The 19,978-nt window shown below is 37.2% G+C and carries 18 protein-coding genes and 1 tRNA gene; 9 read left to right on the top strand and 10 right to left on the bottom strand.

Features of this window, described 5'->3' with window-relative positions:
• Window positions 1–14: 14 nt before the first annotated feature.
• The 5 genes from glyA to ACQV2G_RS02065 are packed head-to-tail and all read right to left on the bottom strand — an operon-like array spanning window position 15 to window position 4,859.
• Window positions 15–1,241 carry a serine hydroxymethyltransferase gene (glyA, locus tag ACQV2G_RS02085; protein WP_428873856.1) on the bottom strand — a complete coding sequence of 409 codons (1,227 nt, stop codon included), beginning with the start codon at window positions 1,239–1,241 and terminating at the stop codon, window positions 15–17.
• A 47-nt stretch (window positions 1,242–1,288) separates the two neighbouring features.
• Entirely contained in the window at window positions 1,289–2,314 is a 1,026-nt protein-coding gene (locus ACQV2G_RS02080) for an L-threonylcarbamoyladenylate synthase (RefSeq protein ID WP_428876003.1), read from the bottom strand.
• On the bottom strand, window positions 2,295–3,182 hold the full coding sequence (gene prmC, locus ACQV2G_RS02075) for a peptide chain release factor N(5)-glutamine methyltransferase (protein ID WP_428876002.1): 888 nt from the start codon (window positions 3,180–3,182) through the stop codon (window positions 2,295–2,297). Before prmC ends, ACQV2G_RS02080 begins: the two co-directional genes overlap by 20 nt.
• Window positions 3,166–4,245 (bottom strand): peptide chain release factor 1, encoded by a 1,080-nt coding sequence (prfA, locus tag ACQV2G_RS02070; RefSeq protein WP_428876001.1) that lies wholly within the window; start codon window positions 4,243–4,245, stop codon window positions 3,166–3,168. The genes prmC and prfA overlap by 17 nt, the downstream gene beginning before the upstream one ends.
• Window positions 4,246–4,280: 35 nt before the next feature.
• Window positions 4,281–4,859 (bottom strand): thymidine kinase, encoded by a 579-nt coding sequence (locus tag ACQV2G_RS02065; RefSeq protein ID WP_428873852.1) that lies wholly within the window; start codon window positions 4,857–4,859, stop codon window positions 4,281–4,283.
• Between the two features lie 195 nt (window positions 4,860–5,054).
• Here ACQV2G_RS02065 and ACQV2G_RS02060 point away from each other — a divergent pair, with 195 nt between their 5' ends.
• The 4 genes from ACQV2G_RS02060 to ACQV2G_RS02045 all read left to right on the top strand — a co-directional run bounded on the left by ACQV2G_RS02060 (window position 5,055) and on the right by ACQV2G_RS02045 (window position 8,625).
• Window positions 5,055–6,395, top strand: coding sequence for a MurT ligase domain-containing protein (locus ACQV2G_RS02060; RefSeq protein ID WP_428876000.1), 1,341 nt, complete (start codon window positions 5,055–5,057; stop codon window positions 6,393–6,395).
• Between the two features lie 13 nt (window positions 6,396–6,408).
• The gene (locus ACQV2G_RS02055) at window positions 6,409–7,077 is read left to right on the top strand and encodes a type 1 glutamine amidotransferase (RefSeq protein ID WP_428875999.1); all 669 of its coding nucleotides are present in this window, start codon (window positions 6,409–6,411) and stop codon (window positions 7,075–7,077) included.
• A gap of 100 nt (window positions 7,078–7,177) precedes the next feature.
• Window positions 7,178–7,840, top strand: a complete 663-nt coding sequence (locus tag ACQV2G_RS02050; protein WP_428873849.1) for an ABC transporter ATP-binding protein — start codon at window positions 7,178–7,180, stop codon at window positions 7,838–7,840.
• Complete coding sequence (locus ACQV2G_RS02045; protein WP_428875998.1) at window positions 7,840–8,625, top strand: ABC transporter permease; 786 nt, start codon at window positions 7,840–7,842, stop codon at window positions 8,623–8,625. Before ACQV2G_RS02050 ends, ACQV2G_RS02045 begins: the two co-directional genes overlap by 1 nt.
• Window positions 8,626–8,666: 41 nt before the next feature.
• On the opposite strand, the gene nagA is transcribed toward ACQV2G_RS02045, so the two are convergent.
• Complete coding sequence (nagA, locus tag ACQV2G_RS02040; RefSeq protein WP_428875997.1) at window positions 8,667–9,821, bottom strand: N-acetylglucosamine-6-phosphate deacetylase; 1,155 nt, start codon at window positions 9,819–9,821, stop codon at window positions 8,667–8,669.
• A gap of 376 nt (window positions 9,822–10,197) precedes the next feature.
• Between nagA and ACQV2G_RS02035 the strand changes: the two genes are divergently transcribed.
• Complete coding sequence (locus ACQV2G_RS02035; protein WP_428875996.1) at window positions 10,198–10,632, top strand: HAD hydrolase-like protein; 435 nt, start codon at window positions 10,198–10,200, stop codon at window positions 10,630–10,632.
• Window positions 10,633–10,683: 51 nt separating this feature from the next.
• Here ACQV2G_RS02035 and ACQV2G_RS02030 read toward each other — a convergent pair whose 3' ends face one another.
• The 4 genes from ACQV2G_RS02030 to glpK all read right to left on the bottom strand — a co-directional run bounded on the left by ACQV2G_RS02030 (window position 10,684) and on the right by glpK (window position 15,882).
• Entirely contained in the window at window positions 10,684–11,829 is a 1,146-nt protein-coding gene (locus ACQV2G_RS02030; RefSeq protein WP_428875995.1) for a hypothetical protein, read from the bottom strand.
• Between the two features lie 269 nt (window positions 11,830–12,098).
• Window positions 12,099–13,046, bottom strand: coding sequence for an L-threonine 3-dehydrogenase (locus tag ACQV2G_RS02025; RefSeq protein WP_428873844.1), 948 nt, complete (start codon window positions 13,044–13,046; stop codon window positions 12,099–12,101).
• Between the two features lie 9 nt (window positions 13,047–13,055).
• The gene (locus ACQV2G_RS02020) at window positions 13,056–14,243 is read right to left on the bottom strand and encodes a glycine C-acetyltransferase (RefSeq protein WP_428873843.1); all 1,188 of its coding nucleotides are present in this window, start codon (window positions 14,241–14,243) and stop codon (window positions 13,056–13,058) included.
• Between the two features lie 127 nt (window positions 14,244–14,370).
• Window positions 14,371–15,882, bottom strand: a complete 1,512-nt coding sequence (glpK, locus tag ACQV2G_RS02015; protein ID WP_428875994.1) for a glycerol kinase GlpK — start codon at window positions 15,880–15,882, stop codon at window positions 14,371–14,373.
• Window positions 15,883–16,033: 151 nt separating this feature from the next.
• Here glpK and ACQV2G_RS02010 point away from each other — a divergent pair, with 151 nt between their 5' ends.
• The 4 genes from ACQV2G_RS02010 (at window position 16,034) to ACQV2G_RS01995 (ending at window position 19,692) form a co-directional block, all read left to right on the top strand.
• The gene (locus ACQV2G_RS02010; RefSeq protein ID WP_428873841.1) at window positions 16,034–17,167 is read left to right on the top strand and encodes a PfkB family carbohydrate kinase; all 1,134 of its coding nucleotides are present in this window, start codon (window positions 16,034–16,036) and stop codon (window positions 17,165–17,167) included.
• Window positions 17,168–17,221: 54 nt separating this feature from the next.
• On the top strand, window positions 17,222–18,139 hold the full coding sequence (locus ACQV2G_RS02005) for a pseudouridine-5'-phosphate glycosidase (RefSeq protein ID WP_428873895.1): 918 nt from the start codon (window positions 17,222–17,224) through the stop codon (window positions 18,137–18,139).
• Window positions 18,140–18,292: 153 nt separating this feature from the next.
• The gene (locus ACQV2G_RS02000; RefSeq protein ID WP_428873840.1) at window positions 18,293–19,408 is read left to right on the top strand and encodes a BMP family lipoprotein; all 1,116 of its coding nucleotides are present in this window, start codon (window positions 18,293–18,295) and stop codon (window positions 19,406–19,408) included.
• Window positions 19,409–19,619: 211 nt separating this feature from the next.
• A tRNA-Ala gene (locus ACQV2G_RS01995) sits at window positions 19,620–19,692 on the top strand.
• Window positions 19,693–19,978: the final 286 nt, after the last annotated feature.

Genomic DNA, 19,978 nt, shown 5'->3' with positions numbered 1-19,978 from the left:
TAATCTAAGGTATCTTAGTGATAAGCGTTAAGAGGCTTGTCAGCTACAATTGCTTCTGCTTGCTTACGTAGTTCAGCAAGTTCAGACTCTTCGGCTTTAAGAGCCTTAACAATAATTTCAGCAATTTCACGTGCTTGATCTTCTTTAATACCTCTTGAAGTAATTGCTGGTGTTCCCACACGGATACCTGATGTTTCAACAAATGAACGTTGGTCATTTGGAATAGAGTTCTTATTAACAGTGATTGCAACTTCTTCTAAACGGTTTTGTGCCCACTTACCAGAAACATCAAAGCTTGTTAAGTCTAATAACATTAAGTGGTTATCTGTACCACCTGAGATAACGCGTAAGCCACTCTCGTTAAATACTTCTGCCATAGCAGCAGCATTCTTAATAACTTGTTGCGCATACTCTTTAAATTCAGGTTGTAAAGCTTCACCAAAGGCAACTGCTTTAGCTGCAATAACGTGCTCTAAAGGTCCTCCTTGGATTCCTGGGAAGATAGCAGAGTTTAATTTCTTACCATATTCTTCTTTAGCAGTTAAGATCATGCCACCACGAGGACCTCTTAAAGTCTTGTGAGTAGTAGTTGTAACTACATCCGCGTAAGGAAGTGGATTTGGATGTAAACCAGCCGCTACTAAACCAGCGATATGCGCCATATCAACCATTAAAATAGCGCCAACTTCTTTAGCAATCTTTGCAAATCTTTCAAAGTCGATTGTACGTGAGTAGGCAGAAGCACCCGCAATAATCATTTTTGGCTTCTCTTCACGCGCAATTTTTTCTAAAGTGTCATAGTCTAGCTGTTCATTTTCATCAAGACCATAAGCTAACATATGATATGATTGACCAGAGAAGTTAACTGGTGAACCGTGAGTCAAGTGCCCACCTTGAGATAAGTCCATACCTAATACTTTATCTCCTGGTTCTAAGAAGGCACGGTAAACAGCTAAGTTAGCTGAAGAACCTGAGTGAGGTTGAACGTTAACATAAGTTGCGCCAAATAATTCTTTGGCACGATCAATTGCTAATTGTTCTAGGATGTCTACGTATTCACACCCACCATAATAACGACGTCCTGGATATCCTTCAGCATATTTATTGGTTAGGATTGACCCTTGAACCTTCATAACATCTTCAGATACAAAGTTTTCTGAAGCAATTAATTCGATACCATGCGTTTGACGTTGGCGTTCTTTTTCAATTACCTCAAAAACTTCTGCATTAATATTTGACATATATACACCCTCCAAAAAAATAGTTACAACATTTAGTTGTAGCTTAATTATAACATAAATGACGACGCTTTCGTAACCCTATTCATGAAAGCAAGTGTTTTCTCATCATTTTCTAATCCTTGAACATAAATTTTCTCTGCCGGACCTTTTTCTAGAGCCCTAAGTCCAGAAAATAAATGTTGTGAAGCGCTCTGCCAGTCATTCGGTTGACCCAATGAATAACTATCGACAACCTGGGGCCGTTCTTTCAAACCATCAATAATAGCATTATCAGCCAAAATACCTATCTTCATCGATTCTTTATTGACTAATTCAACCCATTCTTCTATTTTTCTCGGAAATGCTATCAGGTAAACCGGTTGTTTGGGACTATAATGACGATATTTGACTCCTGGGGAAGCTACATTTAAGTTAGCCAATTGCATTTTTTCAGAAACAATCTGAACAGGACAGGCTGTTTTAGCTTGAATCTGACTAGGCGTGATATGGCCTGGTCGTAAAACATCCACTCTATCCTCATGGGGATAGACAACTGTCGACTCAATACCCACCTCCGTTAAAGCTTGGCCATTATTTAGAATTCCAGCAATTACACCTCTAAAATCATGTAGTACATGCGCCAAGCTCGTCGGACTTGGTTTGCCAGATAGATTTGCTGACGGACCTACTAGTGGGGTTCCCACTAAGTCAATTAATTCTAAGGTGAGAGACTGATTAGGCATCCGAATAGCTACGCTTTGCTTACCGCCAGTCACGTTATCAGCTACTTTGCCTTTTTTAAGTGGAAAAATAATCGTTAAAGGTCCCGGCCAGAAACTATCCATCAATGATTGAGCGATGGGGGAGATTTCATTCACTAGTTCTTCAACTTGATCTTGATTGGCAACATGCACGATTAAGGGGTTGTCATTAGGACGGCCCTTTGCTTTAAAGACTTTTGCCACAGCTACTGGATTTGTGGCAATAGCCCCTAATCCATAAACCGTTTCGGTTGGAAAAGCGATTAATTCCCCCTTTTTTAGTAGTTCTGCTGCTTGAGGCAAGCTTTGCTTATCAAAAATTAGAGTCTTCATTTAAATCCTCCTCTCGCATCAAAGATACATATCGATCTTTACCCGCAAAATCACGTCCAATTTGAATAAAAGCCGCTGGAAAAGCGTCTTGCAATATCGTCTTAACAGCCAGTCCTTGGGCAAAACCTATTTCAAAAAAAACACCGGCTCTTGGTTTTAAGTGTGAAGGTAATTGCTTAGCTAAAGCTTTATAAATGGCTAAACCTTCATCTTCCGCAAACAAGGCGGATTGTGGTTCATATTTTTTTACAGAAGCATCCATTAAATCCAACTCACTTTGAGCAATATATGGTGGATTAGAAACGAATACATCAAATTGAAAATCTGGCTTAAAGGCTTGCATCAAGTCTGAATGGACAAATTGAATATTCACTTGATGGTCATTAGCATTTTTCTTAGCTAGTTGAAGGGTTGCTTGTGAGAAATCACTAGCATATACTTCCCAAGTTGGTAAAGCTTTCTTTAATTCAATAGCAATTATGCCTGAACCGGTTCCTAAATCGATTACTTTGCCTGGAGGCAGCTGACGCATATAAGCCAGCGCTTTTTCAACTAAACCAGCCGTTTCTTCTCGTGGGATCAAGCAAGCCGGACTTACCTGATATTTGTGGTCCATAAAATAAGTGTAGCCGCTAATATACTGTATCGGTTCATCATTTACTATCCGGTGGAGAGCAGAATCAAATTGGCTGGCTAGACCTTGTGAAATCGGTTGATTTAAAAACTTGACGGTCTGACTTAAATCCCAATCAAACAACTGCATCCAATAATAGCGCGCCAAATTTGCATCGTGGCCGTGTTGATTCAAAAAAAATGAAGCCTTTTGGAGGGCTTCATTTAAAGTTAGTTCTTTATGCTCCTTGACCATTGAGCTCCTCCAACTTTTGCGTTTGGTCATATACAACAAGGGCATCAATGATTTCATCGATATTGCCTTGCATAATAGAATCGAGTTGCTGAATGGTTAAGCCAATCCGATGGTCGGTCACACGGTTTTGTGGATAATTATATGTGCGAATTCGTTCAGATCGGTCTCCAGTACCTACTGCCAACTTTCTTTCAGAATCAAAAGCTTCTTGCTTTTCAGACTGCAGAATATCGTAAATACGTGTTCTTAATACTTTCATGGCTTTTTCTCTATTTTTTAATTGTGATCGCTCATCTTGCATAGCTACCACAACTCCTGTTGGGATATGGGTCATTCGAACAGCTGAAGCTGTCTTGTTAACGTGCTGTCCACCAGCACCAGAAGCATGATAAATATCCACACGGATATCATTTTCATCTAAATCAAAATCGATTTCCTCTTGTTCAGGCATTACCACTACTGTAGCAGTGGATGTATGAACCCGACCTTGCGATTCGGTTTCTGGTACACGTTGCACTCTATGTGCACCGTTTTCGAATTTTAGTTTGGAGTAGACTTTTTCGCCTGTAATCATTAAGGTTACTTCTTTATATCCTCCAATGCCTGTAATATTGGCTGACATTAGTTCGACTTTCCAGCCCTGGGCTTCAGCAAACTTGGAGTACATGGTTAAAAGATCCCCTGCAAATAGTTGTGCTTCATCCCCACCGGCTGCTCCTCGAATTTCCATGATAATGTTTTTGCCATCATTAGGATCTTCTGGCAACATCATCAATTTAATTTCTTCTTCTAATTGATCTTTTTCTTCCTTCAAATCAGAAAGTTCTAACTTGGCTAATTCTGCCATATCAGGGTCTAAATCGCCCGCTAACATTTCTTCTGTATCTGATAGTTCTTCATTGACTTGTTTATAACGACGAATTTTAGCTACCTTGGGTCTTAAATCGGATTCCTCAATCGATAACTTTCTTAATCGATCCGAATCAGATATAATTTCTGGATCACTCATCATTTCGATTACTTCCTCAAAACGGAAGATTAATTGATCTAATTGTTCAAACATGACATTCTCCTCAATCTACTTATTAAAGTCTTTTTTTAAATTTTTCCAGGGTTTTTATAACATTTACGACAAACAGGTAAATAAGCTTCATTGCCCCCTATTTGAATTTGGTCTCCTTCATAAACTGGTTGACCATCAAGAAACCTTAAATTCATAGTGGCTTTTTTATGACAGAACCAACAAATTGTTTTAATTTCTTCGATTTTATCAGCATAAAGGAGCAAATATTTTGACCCTTCAAATAGTTCATTGGTAAAATCATTTTTCAAACCAAAGGCCATGACCGGAATATTTAACTCATCGACAACCTTAGCTAATTCAATGATATGGTGTTTCTTTAAGAATTGTGCCTCATCAACCAAGACACAAAAAAGGCGGTCTTTTTGGTGAGAAGCCTTAATCTTTTCATAAAAGTTATCCTCATCAGAAATCGGAATAGCTTGTCGATTGAAACCTGTTCGTGAAGAAACAATTCCTACCCCGTCACGGTTATCTATTGCTGAAGTATAGATTTGCACAGCTTTGTTTTGTTCTTCATAGTTATGAGCAACTTTAATAATTTCTATTGATTTACCTGAATTCATTGCTCCATATTTAAAATAAAACTTAGCCATTACCATGCTCCTCTTGTCTGTAGTTTAATTCAACCTATTCATAATAGGTTATTTTTATTTAGAAAGTCAATCCTTCACACACTATTCTATTCTATCACATCCTATCACTTGTCAAAAGAGATTCTTTCTTCCAAATTTACTTGAGGACTGATAGAATAATATTACTTGTATATTATGAAAAGTTGAGGTGGTAGCATGCCATTACGTAGCCAAATCGCTCGTATTATTGGAAAGACAAGCCGTTATTTATTAACTAAATTCACTCAAGGAGGGTCCTCCTTACCTGGAAAAATTGCCCTTACTATAGAACCCGATCTCTTAAAAGAATTAGCCAACAATTATCAAGTTGTGGTTGTTACTGGCACAAACGGAAAAACGCTAACAACCTCTTTAATTGTTGAAATTTTAAAAGAAGTAGAGCCCTTAGTCATTACCAATCCCTCTGGATCAAATATGCATCAAGGAATAGTAACTACGTTTTTACAAGCCCCTCGCTTAAAAGATGGCCAAAAAGGAATAGCCATTTTAGAAGTCGATGAAGGCTCTTTAAGCCATGTGGTTAAAGCCATCCAACCGGAGTATTTTGTTTTTACAAATATTTTCCGCGACCAGTTGGATCGTTTTGGTGAGCTTCATACTATTTTTGATTTATTAAAAAATGCTGCTAAAAGTGTGCCTACAGCCAAAATTATTGCCAACGGCGATCTACCAATGTTTAATTCATTAGAAATAGAAAATGAGAAAATTTTCTTTGGTTTTGATCATCAAAAGGATGAACGGATTGTTCCGCATCATAATACCGATGGTTTACTTTGCCCAATATGCGATCATATCCTAACCTATAAAATGATTACTTATGCTAATTTAGGTAAATATTATTGCGAACATTGTGGTTTTAAACGTCCCAAATTAACTTATACCGTCGATCAAATTAATGAGCTGGCGCTTACCCACTCCCAATTTTCGATTAATGGCCAGTCCTTCACTTTACCAGTTGCTGGTAAGTATAATATTTATAATGCTTTAGCCGCTTATTCATTGACTAGAGAGCTAGGGTTAGATGATAGTGAGATTCGACAAGCTTTTGAAAAAGCTAAGAAAGTATTTGGTCGACAAGAAAGTATTCAAATAAAAGACAAAAAGGTTCTACTTAATTTGGTGAAAAATCCGGTTGGTTTAGATCAAGTACTAGAACTGATTACTTTTGATCATCAACCCTTCACTTTAGTCAATATTCTAAATAATCAATATGCTGATGGGACAGATGTTTCATGGATTTGGGACGGTAATTATGAACGATTAAAGACCATGCCAGTCGCTGAAGTCATCACCGCTGGTGATAAAGTAGATGATTTGACCAAGCGAATTATTGTTGCGGGAATTGATGAAAATCAAATTAAAAAAGCTCACTCAATAGAAGAAATTTTCCAGCTGATTGAGCAAGCTAATACAGAAAACATTCATGTTTTAGCAACTTATACTGCCATGCTTCAATTAAGAGAAGAACTAAAAAAGCAGGGCTATCTAAATCATTGAGAGGAAGAAGTGAATGAAAACTTTTAGAATTTGTCACTTATATGGTAATTTACTTAATACATATGGTGATAATGGAAATTTACTGATGCTTCAATACCATGCCCAAAAAAGAGGGATGGATGTATTAACTGAAGTGGTAACAATTGATGACCCTTTTGATCCTACTGCCTATGATTTAGTCTTTTTTGGTGGTGGACAAGATTACGAGCAAAAGGTAATTGCTAAACAGATCCAATCCATCCGACCTGGTTTGCAAGAATTCATTGAAAAAGATGGTGTCGTTCTAGCAATTTGTGGTGGTTATCAACTCTTAGGTCATTATTATGTTAATGCTAAAGGAGAAAAATTACCGGGACTTGGTATTCTTGACCATTTTACTGAAAGACAAATTAACCACCGCTTTACCGGTGATACCAAAATCTATTCTGACTATTTTAAGCGCGAACTCATCGGGTTCGAGAACCACAATGGTGTGACTCATTTAGGAAAAAATCAAAAAGCTTTCGGAAAAGTCATTCAAGGATATGGGAATAATGGTAAAGACCAAACTGAAGGGACCCATTACCGCAATACTTTTGGCAGTTATTTTCACGGCCCCTTATTAGTTAAAAACGATTGGTTGACTGATGAGTTAATTGATTTAGCTCTTTCTAATCAACAGACTCCTAAAGTTGAAGCCTAAGGCAATTAAAGCCAAAGGCTTCAACTTTTTTCTAGTTAGCTTTAATAAGAGTCACCCTCATGTTAAAATAAATGATAATGATTCTAAAAAGGAGTATATTATGTCAAATATTCTTACAGTCAAAGATCTTACTATTCAAAGTTCAAAGAAAACGATTATTTCTGACTTGTCTTTTAAGATTGAAAAAGGGGATTTTGTTTCTATCAATGGCCCTTCTGGATCAGGAAAATCAACCCTCTTAAAAGAAATTGTTTACTTAAATGCCCCTAACCTAAGCCGATCAGGGTCTATTTTTTTTGAAGAGAAAGAAATTGACCAGTATCCACCCATTGAACTGAGACAAAAAATTTCCTACTGCTTCCAAACAGCTCAATTGTTTGGTCGAGATGTATGGGATAATTTGTCCTTCCCTTATGAAATTCGCGATTTACCCGCTGATAAAGATCGTATTGTTCAATTATTGCAAGAAGTAGAACTTTCAAGCGATTATTTAAGCAAAGAAATTAATAGTTTATCTGGAGGAGAAAAACAACGGGTTGCTCTTATTCGAAATTTAATTTTTCCGCCGGAAATTTTATTATTAGATGAAATTACCTCTGCTCTTGATCAAAGAACCAGAGAAATACTATGGCGTTGGCTACTCAACTATATTGATAAAGAAGGAATTACTACTCTTTTAATTAGTCATTTAGACAAGGACCACCAGCTTGCTAATCGCGAAGTTTATATATCGAAAAATATCGATGAAAGCGAGGAAGAATAATGACTCAGAATCTTCAAGTTAGTCCGCTTACTTTAGCCCTTTCTTTTTCCCTTGTTTTAATAACCTTTTATATTGCATATAAAGAACAACTGGACCTTTGGAAAGATTTATTGATTGCCATAGTAAGAGTTATTTTACAATTATTAATTGTAGGCTATGTCTTAGAACAAGTCTTCTCTATCGATAACGCTTTGCTTACTGTAGCCATGGTTGCGGTTATTATTTTCAATGCCGCTTGGAATGCTTCTAAGCACGGTAAAGGAATAAATAAAGCCTTCGCCATTTCTTTATCAGCAATCGGAATTGGATCACTCACTAGTTTAGCAATATTAGTCTTATCTGGTTCTCTAAAATTTACCCCTTCCCAAGTGGTTCCAATCACAGGGATGATTTCTGGGACGGCCATGACGGCTCTCGGTTTAACCTATAGAAATTTGAAGCAGCTTTTTGAAGATCATAGACAGGCATTTCTAGAAATGCTAGCCTTAGGAGCAAGTCCACAGCAAGCTAGCACGCATATTAAAAAACTGGCCGTTAAATCTGGTATTCAGCCAACCATCGATAGCGTGAAAACTACAGGAGTTGTCACCTTGCCGGGTATGATGTCGGGTTTAATTTTTGCCGGTGTCGATCCAACCAAGGCAATTATGTATCAAATGATGATCTCCTTTACTTTATTAGGTACCACTTCACTGGTCTCAGCAACTTCCGCTCATTTAGCTATTCGTACTTTTTTCAATGATCGCTATCAATTAACCTTCATGCCAGAAAATGATAAAAAATAAAGTAAAATAAAATCCCCAAGAGGGGTTTCTTGGGGATTATTCTATACTCGATATCTTAATTGGCCATCTAAGTAGGTTGCTTGTAAGTCAGCTTTTTGATTAAGAACAATAAAATCAGCTGCTATATCTTTTCTTATTGAGCCACATTCAGCTTGAATTCCGACAGAACGCGCTGGATTTAGACTCGCCATCCGAATTGCTTGGTCGACTGTTGCTAGTTCCCATTTAACCATGTTTTGAACGCCTTGTATCAGTTCTAGAATAGAGCCCGCGAGGCTTCCTCCTTCAACTAATCGCGCTGTTCCTTCGCTTACCATTACATCAAACTCACCTAAACGGGAGATGCCTTCTCCCATGCCACCGGCTCGCATACAATCAGTAATTAAAACTGTCTCTTCTAGTCCTCTAGCTTTAAGTGCAATTTCAATAGCAGCTGGGTGAACATGGTGGCCGTCGGCTATGATTTCAGCAAAAACATCTTTCAAGCTAAGTGCCGCGCCAACCATACCAGGATTGCGATGGTGCAAACCTGACATACCATTGTATAAATGAATAAAAATATCAGCACCTGCCTCTACTGCAGCTTTTGCTTGATCATAACTAGCATCTGAATGGGCAAGTGCAGTATGGACTCCTTGGGCTTTGGCATATTCAATAAATGGAATGACTCCTTGACGTTCTGGTGCAATTGCAATTTTATTGACTAAACCCCCTGACAATTTTATCCATTCACTTAATGCATCAATCGAGGGATCACTCATGTATTTGGGATTTTGTGCCCCTTTATATTTTTCTGTAAAGAAAGGTCCTTCTAAAAAGATTCCTCGGACTTTAGCTCCCTGACAGGTTTGATAATTTGTTTTGATCATCGAACATACTGCATTTAAACGCTCAATCGAATCGGTTAAAGTTGTTGGCAAAAAGGAGGTCACTCCGCAAGTCAATAATTGGTCAGAAATATGGCGCAGACCTTCAGGATCATTATCCATAATATCGTAACCTTGATAGCCGTGGATATGTGTATCCACTAAACCAGGAGCAATTATCAGATTCTCATAATCTTTTATTCGCTCAACATTTGCTGGCAAATCACTCACAATTTCGCCAAACTTACCCTCATCTGTTACTTCAAGAAAGGCTTCCTCAACTACTGAACTATCTAATATAATTTGCTTTGCTTTATAGTATTTACTCATACCATCACTCCTCTTACTACATATTATACTTGTTTTTGAAAATTATAGAATAATTTTGCTAATAACTATGCTGTGATGAGATAGATAAGTTTATATAGGAGTTTAAAATTCATTAAAGCAATAGGTTTTGACTTAGATGATACACTCTATGATCGAAGTGCCATTTATCAGCAGGTATATGAAGCCTTTCAATCAGACAACCCTTATAACATCCCCTTTGATTCTTTTAATCCTGTCTACCAGCATTATTCGAAAAATCTTTACCAATCCTTTATTGCCAATAACTGTAGTAAACTTCATTATCAATTGCAGCGGACTATTGATGCTTTTAGCACTTTCGAGCATGAAATTCACTTAGATCCAGCTCATAGTTTTCTTGATCTATACAAGGATTGCAAAAAAATATCTAACGCTTCGTCCAAATTTTCATGAATGCTTGCTCCACCTTAAAGAAAGTTCTGTAGAACTCTTTATACTGACTAAAGGAGCCAATGCTGGTCAAAGGAGTAAAATTGAAGTGCTCGGCTTAAGGCAATACTTTGATGAGGATCAAAATTTCATATCGGAAAACTTGGCTTATTCGAAAGCTGATGTTGAAATTTTCAATAAAATTACTAACTCACTTGCTTGCGCAAAAGATGAAATTATTTATAGTGGAGTTGATTGGACCAATGACATCGAAGGATCTTTAAATAGTGGTTGGCAAGCTATTTACTTTAATGTCCATAACAAACCTGGTAGGAATAATCATCCTTATTTTAAAGCAATCCAATTTGAAAAGGACCTTTGTAATTTACTATCCAATCTTTAAAAAAAATCCGAGCAAATTGCTCGGACTTTTTTTACGTCTATTCATATAAAATTATTGTTCAGAAGTTGTTTCTTCATTTTCTTCTGTTGTATCTGAATCTTCATTTTCATCAGATTCTTCTGTAGTTGTTTCTTCATGTCCTTCAGATTCCTCTGTAGTTGTTTCTTCATGTCCTTCAGATTCCTCTGTAGTTGTTTCTTCGTTAGAAGGAGCATCTTGACCACCATTGTTTGACTCTTGGGGACTAGTTACTGCATTCCCTTCACTATCTACCGCTTCTTCAACTTCACTGCCTTCAACTTTTAGAACTTCTAAAGTTGTAGCATCTAAAGTAATGGTCATCATTTTTCCTTCGGTTGGTTCTTTAGTGTTTTCATAAACAAATACGGCTACTTCAGTGACATCTGTTTCTTCATTAACTGAATAAACAAATTCTAATGCTTCACCCATGCCAGCTTCTTCTTCAGCGGCTTCTTTAATTTCGTCAAAACCAGCAAGATCTTCAAAATCAATAGTAGCTAAAGGCTCATCAGACATTTCCTCTTCAGTATCAGATTCGCTTTCTTCATTGTCTGACATCATATCATCCATTGCATCTTCTGCATCTGACATCATGTCATCCATAGTATCTTCTGCATCTGACATCATGTCATCCATAGTATCTTCAGCTTCAGACATCCTATCTTCAACTTCGTTTTCGTCTTCAGGGATTTCTTCTTTCGTACGAGCATCATAAGAAACAGTTACATCTTCCATTGCTTCTTCATCTGTACCTTCAATCGTAATTTCAAATGGATCTACCTCATCCATTTCGTCTTCAGTCATTTCTTCATCTGACATTTCATCTTGGGTCATTTCTTCTTCAGATTCGTCATCAGCCATTCCCATTTCTGACTCGACTTTGACAGATAGATCATCTTCTTCATCTTCTTCTAAAGGTTGGATGATAATACGATTAATTCCAACTTCTGGATAATCTTCTTGATACTTTTTAACGATTTCTTCCAAAGCTTTCTGCATTGGACTTACTTCTTCTTCATCTTCTTCAACTGTTGTTTCTTCCATAGAATCTTCAATCATTGAGTCCACAGTTGTTTCACTATCTTCTTGAGCAAAGATAGATACAGTTGGAGCTATAGCTCCTAAGGTGATAGCGCTCATTGAAATTAAAACTAATTTTTTAAAAGATTTTTTCATTATAAAATCGCTCCTTTGTTCTTCTAGTATGTCTTCATCATACATCCTATATTCTATTTATGCTAGTAATTTGCTTAGAAATAATGATGATTTTTTTAAGAATATTATTCCCATCCCTATTGTAGATGCTTTTATATCAGTGTTTGTCGGAGTTTACTTTTTAATCCACAAACGAACACTCTTCTAATTTTGTTCACAATTTATTCATAATTATTATTTATGAATGAAAAATAGCGTTGGCAAACAAGCCAACGCTATTAAGTCAAAAATTATTGTTTAGCTTTTAATTTCTCAAGCATATCCACTGTCATCTTATCTAAATCATACTCTGCTTTAAAATTCCATTCTTCTTTAGCAGCTGAAATATCCATTTCATCTGGCCAAGATTTCGCAATGCGCTCTAAAGTTGGATTCACATCGTAAGTCATTTCGAAGTCTGGCATGACTTTACGGATTGATGCCGCAATTTCTTCAGGCTCGAATGACATACCTGAAATATTGAAAGCATTGCGATGAACCAATTTATCAGCATCAGCTTCCATTAAATCAATGATTGCTTGAATAGCATCTGGCATGTACATCATGTCCATTTTTACACCTTGAGGAATATTGCAGACATATTTACCATACTTAATCGCATCATAATAGATTTGCACTGCGTAGTCAGTTGTTCCACCTCCTGGAGGTGTTACGTAAGATATTAAACCAGGGAAACGCACGCCACGAGTATCCACACCAAAGCGAGTATAGTAATAATCACACAGTAACTCACCTGCTACCTTAGTAATTCCATACATTGTTGTTGGGCGTTGAATAGTATCTTGAGGTGTACCAACTTTTGGTGTGTCTGGACCAAACGCACCAATAGATGAAGGTGTAAAAAATTGAAGCTCTAATGAACGAGCAACTTCTAATCCATTTACTAAACCTTGCATGTTAATATCCCATGCTAATAAATGCTTTTCTTCTGCAACAGCTGATAATAAAGCAGCCATATGAATTAATGTGTCTACTTCGTGATTTTTAGCAATAGCCATAAATGCGTCCATATCCATTACATCTAAAATAGCGAAGTTAGGATGATTACAGACTTCATTTCCCTCTACCACACGGATATCTGTAGGTACGACATTTTCTTCACCATACATATCATTTAACTTAACAACTAATTCCGAACCGATTTGGCCTAATGCACCAGTAATTAAGATTTTTTTCATGATTCCCTCCTAGATTACGCCTAATTCTTTACCAACTTTTTCGTAGATGGTAATTGCTTGGTCTAACATCTCTTTAGTATGTGCAGCTGTTGGCATATTTCTCACACGACCAGTTCCAAGTGGTACTGTAGGAAAGACAATTGATTTAGCATAGACTCCTTCTTCTCTTAACCGTTTAGAGAAGGCTTGAGCTAATTTTTCTTCACCTAAAATAACTGGTGTAATTGGTGTTTCCGAGTTGCCAATATCAAAGCCTAATGCTTTTAATTCAGCTTTAAGATAGTTACCATTCTCCCATAGGCGATCGTGTAATTCTGATGATTCCATTAAGATATTAATCGATTCAGTAGCAGCTGCAGCATCCCCCGGTGTTAATGAAGTTGAGAATAGGAATGGACGTCCAGCTACTTTTAACCAGTCGATTAATTCTTGTGAACCCGCAACATATCCACCTACTACACCAAGAGCTTTTGAAAGGGTTCCAATTTGTAAGTCAATCTTATCCGATAGACCGAAATGCTTAACTGTACCCGCACCTTTACCCATTACTCCTGAGCCGTGCGCATCATCAACATAAGTAATTAAGTTGAATTCTTCTGCAATTTCAACAATTTCTGGAATATTAGCTACGTCGCCATCCATTGAGAAAACACCGTCTGTAATGTACATTACTTTTTTGTATAAGCCTGATTCTGTTGCCTCTTTAGCTTTTGCACGTAAATCATCCATGTCTTGATGTTTCACTGGAATGATTTTAGCACGTGATAAACGACAGCCGTCAATGATTGAAGCGTGGTTTAATGCATCTGAAAGAATAGCGTCTTCTTTGTTCATGATGGCAGAAATAGCAGCCATATTACAATTGAAGCCTGATTGAAAAGCTATTGCAGCTTCTGTTTTCTTAAATTCTGCAATTTTCTTTTCTAGAATATTGTGGACATCCATCGTACCATTAATAGTACGAACCGCACCTGCTCCTACTCCATACTTATCAATAGTTTTTTTAGCTACCTCTTTTAAACGTTCGGAAGTTGCTAAACCAAGATAGTTGTTTGATGATAAATTAATGAGCTCTTGTCCGTTAATTTCGATGATTGGGCCGTTTGCAGAAGATAAGGCTTCGATTTCATTATAGAGATTCTTTTCTTTCTTTTCTGCAATTGCTGCTGATAAAAATTCATGTAAGCTTTGTACCACTTATAGTTCCCCCTTAATACTTTTACTATATTATAAAACGCTTCCAGGTTTAAAGCAAATACAATCGTAATTATGATTAAATCCTTATTGATTTCTCATTATTTTCTTATTCTAAAGCTAAATTAAACTAGTTCCGCTTGTTACTAAAATGTCGCGTCGACTGAACAGCCCTTCTCCAACCTTCATATAAATCTTCACTGCGATTTATTGACATTTTCGGTTTAAAAGTTATAGCGGGTTTAACTAAGCTTTGGATTTCTTCAATAGACTGCCAATAGTCTACTGCTAAGCCTGCTAGAAAAGCAGCCCCCAATGCCGTGGACTCAAGATTGGATAAGCGTGTTACTGCCGTATTTAAAATATCTGCTTGAAACTGCATCAAGTAATTATTTTTACAAGCGCCTCCATCGACTTTTAATTCTGGAATGACGACCCCCATTTCATCCTTTATTACATCAATGATGTCGCGCACTTGATAAGCTAAAGATTGCAAGGTCGCTTTAACGAAGTCAGCTTTATCAGTGCCACGAGTTAAGCCAAACACAGCTCCTCTAGCCTGAGAATCCCAATAAGGAGCTCCTAATCCCGTGAAAGCTGGCACCACATATACTTCATCTTCGTTTTTTGAATGTTGGGCGAGTTCCTCAGATTCAGAAGATTCTTCAATCATCCTTAATCCATCTCGTAACCATTGAATAGCTGAACCCGCTACGAATATAGAGCCCTCAATACAGTATACTGGAGATTGGTTAGGAAATTTATAAGCGATAGAAGTAGATAGCGCATGCTTAGACAGCTTTAGCTCATTCCCAATGTTCATCAATATAAAGGCACCTGTTCCATAAGTTGATTTAACTTGCCCTTTATCAAAGGCGAGTTGACCAATCAATGCTGCTTGTTGATCTCCAGCCATACCAGCTAATGGTATTTCGTGACCGTAAAAATGATAGGTGGCTGTTTTTCCGTATATTTCAGAATTTGATACCACTTGGGGTAATAGTTGAGCAGGTATATTGAATATGTCTAAAAGCTCTCGATCCCATTCCAGAGTTTCAATATTAAATAAAAGGGTACGCGAAGCATTAGAATAGTCCGTAATATGGTGTCTGCCACCTGACAATTTCCACATCAACCAAGAATCTATTGTGCCAAAGGCTAAGTCGCCAGCTTCTGCTCTTATTTGAGAAGTTGGAAGATGGTCTAAAATCCAACGAATTTTACTCGCTGAAAAATAAGGGTCAAGCGGTAAGCCTGTCTTTTTCTTAATAATATCTTCATAACCACTCTTTTTAAGCGCTTGGCATATTTCGCTTGATTGCCGCGATTGCCAGACAATCGCGTGATAGATAGGCTCTCCGCTTTCACGGTCCCAAATGACTGTCGTCTCTCTTTGATTAGTGACTCCAATTGCTACTATCTGCTTAGGTTGAATATTACCATTAATCAAAGCTTGAGAAATGACGGACTGAACGGATTGCCAAATCTCATTAGCATCTTGTTCTACCCAACCAGATTGAGGAAAAAATTGTTGAAATTCTTTTTGAGCACTGGCTATAAATTCACCTTGATGGTTCACTATGAGTGCTCTAGTAGATGTCGTTCCTTGATCGATTGCCATTATATATCGGTCGTTTAACAAAATAAAGCCCCTCTCTTTAATCGCTTAATTGAGTGATTGTATTATAGTTCTTGTCAATATACTTCTCAAGTTTCGTTTAAATAAGACTTGTATTCTATTAATTTAAAGGTATAATTAAGACAAGAATCTTAAATAAGGACAATTGTTGTCAGTGGGAGGTATTATCATCAGACTCAACTCAAATGAAAAGCGTGTTTTGGATTTAATTAAGCAAGACCCTTTTCTTACTCAAACTAAACTTGCTGAAATTTTGAGTATTAATCGATCTACTCTAGCTAATATTGTGTCATCACTTACGCAAAAGCGCTACCTGCAAGGTAGAGCCTATATTGTCAATGAACCAGCTGATATTTTTTGTATTGGAGCTATGAATATTGACCGTATCTTTCAGTTAAAAACACCTTTACTCAAATCCACCTCTAATCCTGTTAACTCAACAGTGACTGTTGGAGGAGTTGCACGAAATGTAGCAGAAAACCTCGGAAGGATGGAACTCTCAGTGAGTTTACTATCTTTAGCAGGTATCGATGCTGATTTTGAAGAAATTAAGGCTATTACTCAGCCCTTTGTGAATTTAGACCATGTGAAATCCTTAGAAAATCACAATACGTCCTCCTACACAGCCATTCTCGATGAAACAGGTCAAATGGAAGTAGCCTTTGCTGATATGGAAATCTGTGATCAAATGAATGCTGAATGGATTACTAGTTTCCATTTACAAATTGAAAATTGTCAATTCATTGCTATGGATCTTAATCTCACTCAATCTGCCGTTGAACAAGTGATGAATATAGCAAAAAAACAGCAAATACCTCTGGTGGTTATTCCAGTTTCCGGACCGAAAATGAACCATCTGCCAGAGAATTTAAAAGGAATTACATGGCTAATTGTCAATCAGGATGAATCTGAAGAATACTTTAATCACAAAGTTAAGACGGAAGATGATTTTATATATCTCGCTGAGCTATGGATTGATCGAGGAGTGGAAAATGTCATTATCACTCGTGGTACTAAACCATTGCTATACTCGAATCAAAAGAAAGAGTTTCTATATTTTCAACCTCCTAATAACCCTCGATTAGTTGATGTGACAGGGGCTGGCGATTCTTTTGTAGCGGGATTAATATACGGGCTCAAAAAAGAATATGCTCCAAGTGAAGCCATTCATTATGGTATTACTAACTCTTATTACACTGTACAATCTCCTTCCACAGTTAGAAAAAATCTTAATGCGAAACTATTTGAAGAAGAACGTCAATTGATTGGAAATTGTCAAATATTTTAAAGAAAGAGGAATATAACTATGAATCAACCATATAATAAAGAAACAGCTAACGCTATGAATCATCCCCTATTATCCATCTCTAAAGAGGTTCAAGCAGCAATCATTCAACAAAAACCGATTGTAGCCTTAGAATCAACTATCGTTTCACACGGAATGCCTTATCCACAAAATGTTAAAATGGCACAAGAAACGGAACAAATTATTCGTGACCACGGAGCTGTTCCAGCAACCATAGCCATCATGAACGGGCAGTTTAAAATTGGCTTAGAAGAAGAAGACTTGGAAATCTTAGCTACAGCAAAAGATGTGGTCAAAGTATCCAGACGAGACTTAGCCGAAGTAATTGCCAATAAGCAATTAGGAGCCACTACAGTGGCTACAACCATGATTGGCGCTCATCTAGCCGGGATTAAAGTGTTTGTAACCGGTGGAATTGGTGGGGTTCATCGTGGATATACTGAACACATGGATGTATCTGCTGACCTTGAAGAGTTAGCCCAAACTCCTGTTACCGTGGTATGTGCGGGAGCTAAAGCTATTTTAGACTTACCAAGAACCTTGGAATACTTAGAAACTAAAGGGGTTCCGGTTACTGGTTATCAAACCGATTACCTGCCAGCCTTTTATTCTTCAACCTCACCTTACCGCTTGACTAGTAGGGCAGATTCTGCTGAAGAAATTGCCCAGCGAATGGTAGCCGCTGATCAACTAGATTTACAAGCTGGTTTATTGATTGCAAACCCAATCCCTAAAGAATACGAAATCCCTAACGATGAAATCAATGCTATCATTGATCAAGCTTTAATTGAAGAAAAAGAAGCTGGCGTTCATGGTAAGGAATCCACCCCCTTCTTATTAGCAAAAATTGTTGAATTGACTGAAGGACGCTCATTAGAAACTAATATCCAATTGGTTTATAATAATGCAAAATTAGGTGCAGAAATTGCGGTTCAATACCAATTGAAAAACTAATGTGTCTTCCAAAAATATTTTTAGCCTCTAGTTTGGGTTGTTCCTGAATTGGAGGCTTTTATATGTGATCATGAGTGATTAACTTAGAAAGCAAACGCTTGCTTTATCGACCTTATAAAGGTATATTATAGTTAAAACAAATGGAGGTATTCTATGAAAAAATTATTAACACTATCGGCAGCTGCCTTAACACTAGGTGCAGCTACATTACCTTTAGCAACTGTTGTTGCTCAAGAACAAATTTCACCAGTAATCATTACTGACGTTGGTGGAGTGGACGATAAATCATTCAACCAATCTGCTTGGGAAGGTTTACAAGCTTACGGTGAAGAAAATGAATTAGAAGAAGGCCCTGGTGGCTACTTCTATCTTGAATCTAAGTCAGATTCAGATTATGTAACAAACATCAATGCAGCTATCCAAGGTGGATCAAACCTTATTTTTGGTATTGGTTATAAGTTACAACCGGCTATTGATGAAGCAGCTGAACAAAACCCAGATGGACATTTTGTTATCGTAGACTCTGTTGTTGAAAAAGACAACGTAGCTTCTATTACCTTTAAAGACAACGAAGCAGCTTTCTTAGCAGGTGTTGCTGCAGCTATGACTACTAAGACAGACCACATCGGTTTTATCGGTGGAGTTGAATCTGAAGTAATTGACCGTTTCGAAGCTGGTTTTGTAGCTGGTGCTAAAACAGTTAACCCTGATATCGAAATATCAATCGAGTATGCTGGTCACTTTGCAGATGCTCCTAAAGGAAAGCAACTAGCAGCTTCAATCTACTCTAGTGGCGCAGACATCATTTATCATGCTGCTGGTGGAACTGGCCAAGGTGTATTCTCAGAAGCTAAAGACCGTGTATCAAACGATCCTTCTCAAGAATTATACGTAATTGGTGTAGACTTAGACCAAGACGCTGAAGGTTTAATTGAAATTGACGGTGAAGAGCGTCATTTAACATTAACATCTACATTGAAACAAGTTGGTGAATCAGTGAAAGCATTTGCTGAAAAAACACAAGCTGAAGGTTTTGAAGGTGGCGTTCAAACTTTAGGTTTAGCTGATGGTGGTGTAGACCTTACAACTGAATTCTTAACTGACGAAGTTAAGAAAGCTGTTGAAGACTACAAACAACAAATCATCAATGGCGAAATCGTTGTCCCTGAAAAACCAGGTGAAGAGATGACCTCTAATGAAGATGCTGATGCAGAAAAAGCTGAAGACGAAACAGAAGAAGAAACTGCTGAAGAAACTGAAGCAGAATAATAATTTAAAATTAATTACAAAAAAGAGCAAGCTTGATTTATCTCAAGCTTGCTCTTTTTTCTATTTAGAACTACTTAACGTATATAATAGAAAGTCTTTTGATTGGATTAATTATATTCGACTATTACTTCTAGGAACAATTAGGATAATGTTTTTTCAACTATTGACTTATATTTCAAAATTGCGTAAGATATATGTGTATTTCTATATTGGGGGCGTAGCTCAGTTGGGAGAGCGCTACAATGGCATTGTAGAGGTCGTCGGTTCGAGACCGATCGTCTCCATATAAATAAATATATACTATTAAAAATTTTTATAAACCTTAACATTATAGGTTTTTAATAAAAATAATCACTAAATATTGCATAATATTTCGTGCAACATTCTAGCTCCCTAGGCAAATAGAGAGGACTAGCTTATTTGCTAGCCCTCTTTTCTTGTGAAATTTAGGCTCTATAATAAACAGGGTGGATGGAAGAAAAAAACACTTCCTTCCATCCTATTTTTTGCTACACAAAAACACAGAAGTCCGATCTATTAAAAGTGGTAACTAAAATAGAAAGGACTCTG

Source organism: Facklamia sp. P12955 (genome assembly GCF_050409565.1).
Lineage (GTDB): Bacteria > Bacillota > Bacilli > Lactobacillales > Aerococcaceae > Facklamia.
This window is presented reverse-complemented; position numbering and strand designations above follow the sequence as displayed.

Coding starts and splice junctions, on each gene's coding strand:
- glyA (WP_428873856.1), bottom strand. CDS start 1,241: ATGTCAAATATTAATGCAGAAGTTTTTGAGGTAATTGAAAAAGAACGC.
- ACQV2G_RS02080 (WP_428876003.1), bottom strand. CDS start 2,314: ATGAAGACTCTAATTTTTGATAAGCAAAGCTTGCCTCAAGCAGCAGAA.
- prmC (WP_428876002.1), bottom strand. CDS start 3,182: ATGGTCAAGGAGCATAAAGAACTAACTTTAAATGAAGCCCTCCAAAAG.
- prfA (WP_428876001.1), bottom strand. CDS start 4,245: ATGTTTGAACAATTAGATCAATTAATCTTCCGTTTTGAGGAAGTAATC.
- ACQV2G_RS02065 (WP_428873852.1), bottom strand. CDS start 4,859: ATGGCTAAGTTTTATTTTAAATATGGAGCAATGAATTCAGGTAAATCA.
- ACQV2G_RS02060 (WP_428876000.1), top strand. CDS start 5,055: ATGCCATTACGTAGCCAAATCGCTCGTATTATTGGAAAGACAAGCCGT.
- ACQV2G_RS02055 (WP_428875999.1), top strand. CDS start 6,409: ATGAAAACTTTTAGAATTTGTCACTTATATGGTAATTTACTTAATACA.
- ACQV2G_RS02050 (WP_428873849.1), top strand. CDS start 7,178: ATGTCAAATATTCTTACAGTCAAAGATCTTACTATTCAAAGTTCAAAG.
- ACQV2G_RS02045 (WP_428875998.1), top strand. CDS start 7,840: ATGACTCAGAATCTTCAAGTTAGTCCGCTTACTTTAGCCCTTTCTTTT.
- nagA (WP_428875997.1), bottom strand. CDS start 9,821: ATGAGTAAATACTATAAAGCAAAGCAAATTATATTAGATAGTTCAGTA.
- ACQV2G_RS02030 (WP_428875995.1), bottom strand. CDS start 11,829: ATGAAAAAATCTTTTAAAAAATTAGTTTTAATTTCAATGAGCGCTATC.
- ACQV2G_RS02025 (WP_428873844.1), bottom strand. CDS start 13,046: ATGAAAAAAATCTTAATTACTGGTGCATTAGGCCAAATCGGTTCGGAA.
- ACQV2G_RS02005 (WP_428873895.1), top strand. CDS start 17,222: ATGAATCATCCCCTATTATCCATCTCTAAAGAGGTTCAAGCAGCAATC.
- ACQV2G_RS02000 (WP_428873840.1), top strand. CDS start 18,293: ATGAAAAAATTATTAACACTATCGGCAGCTGCCTTAACACTAGGTGCA.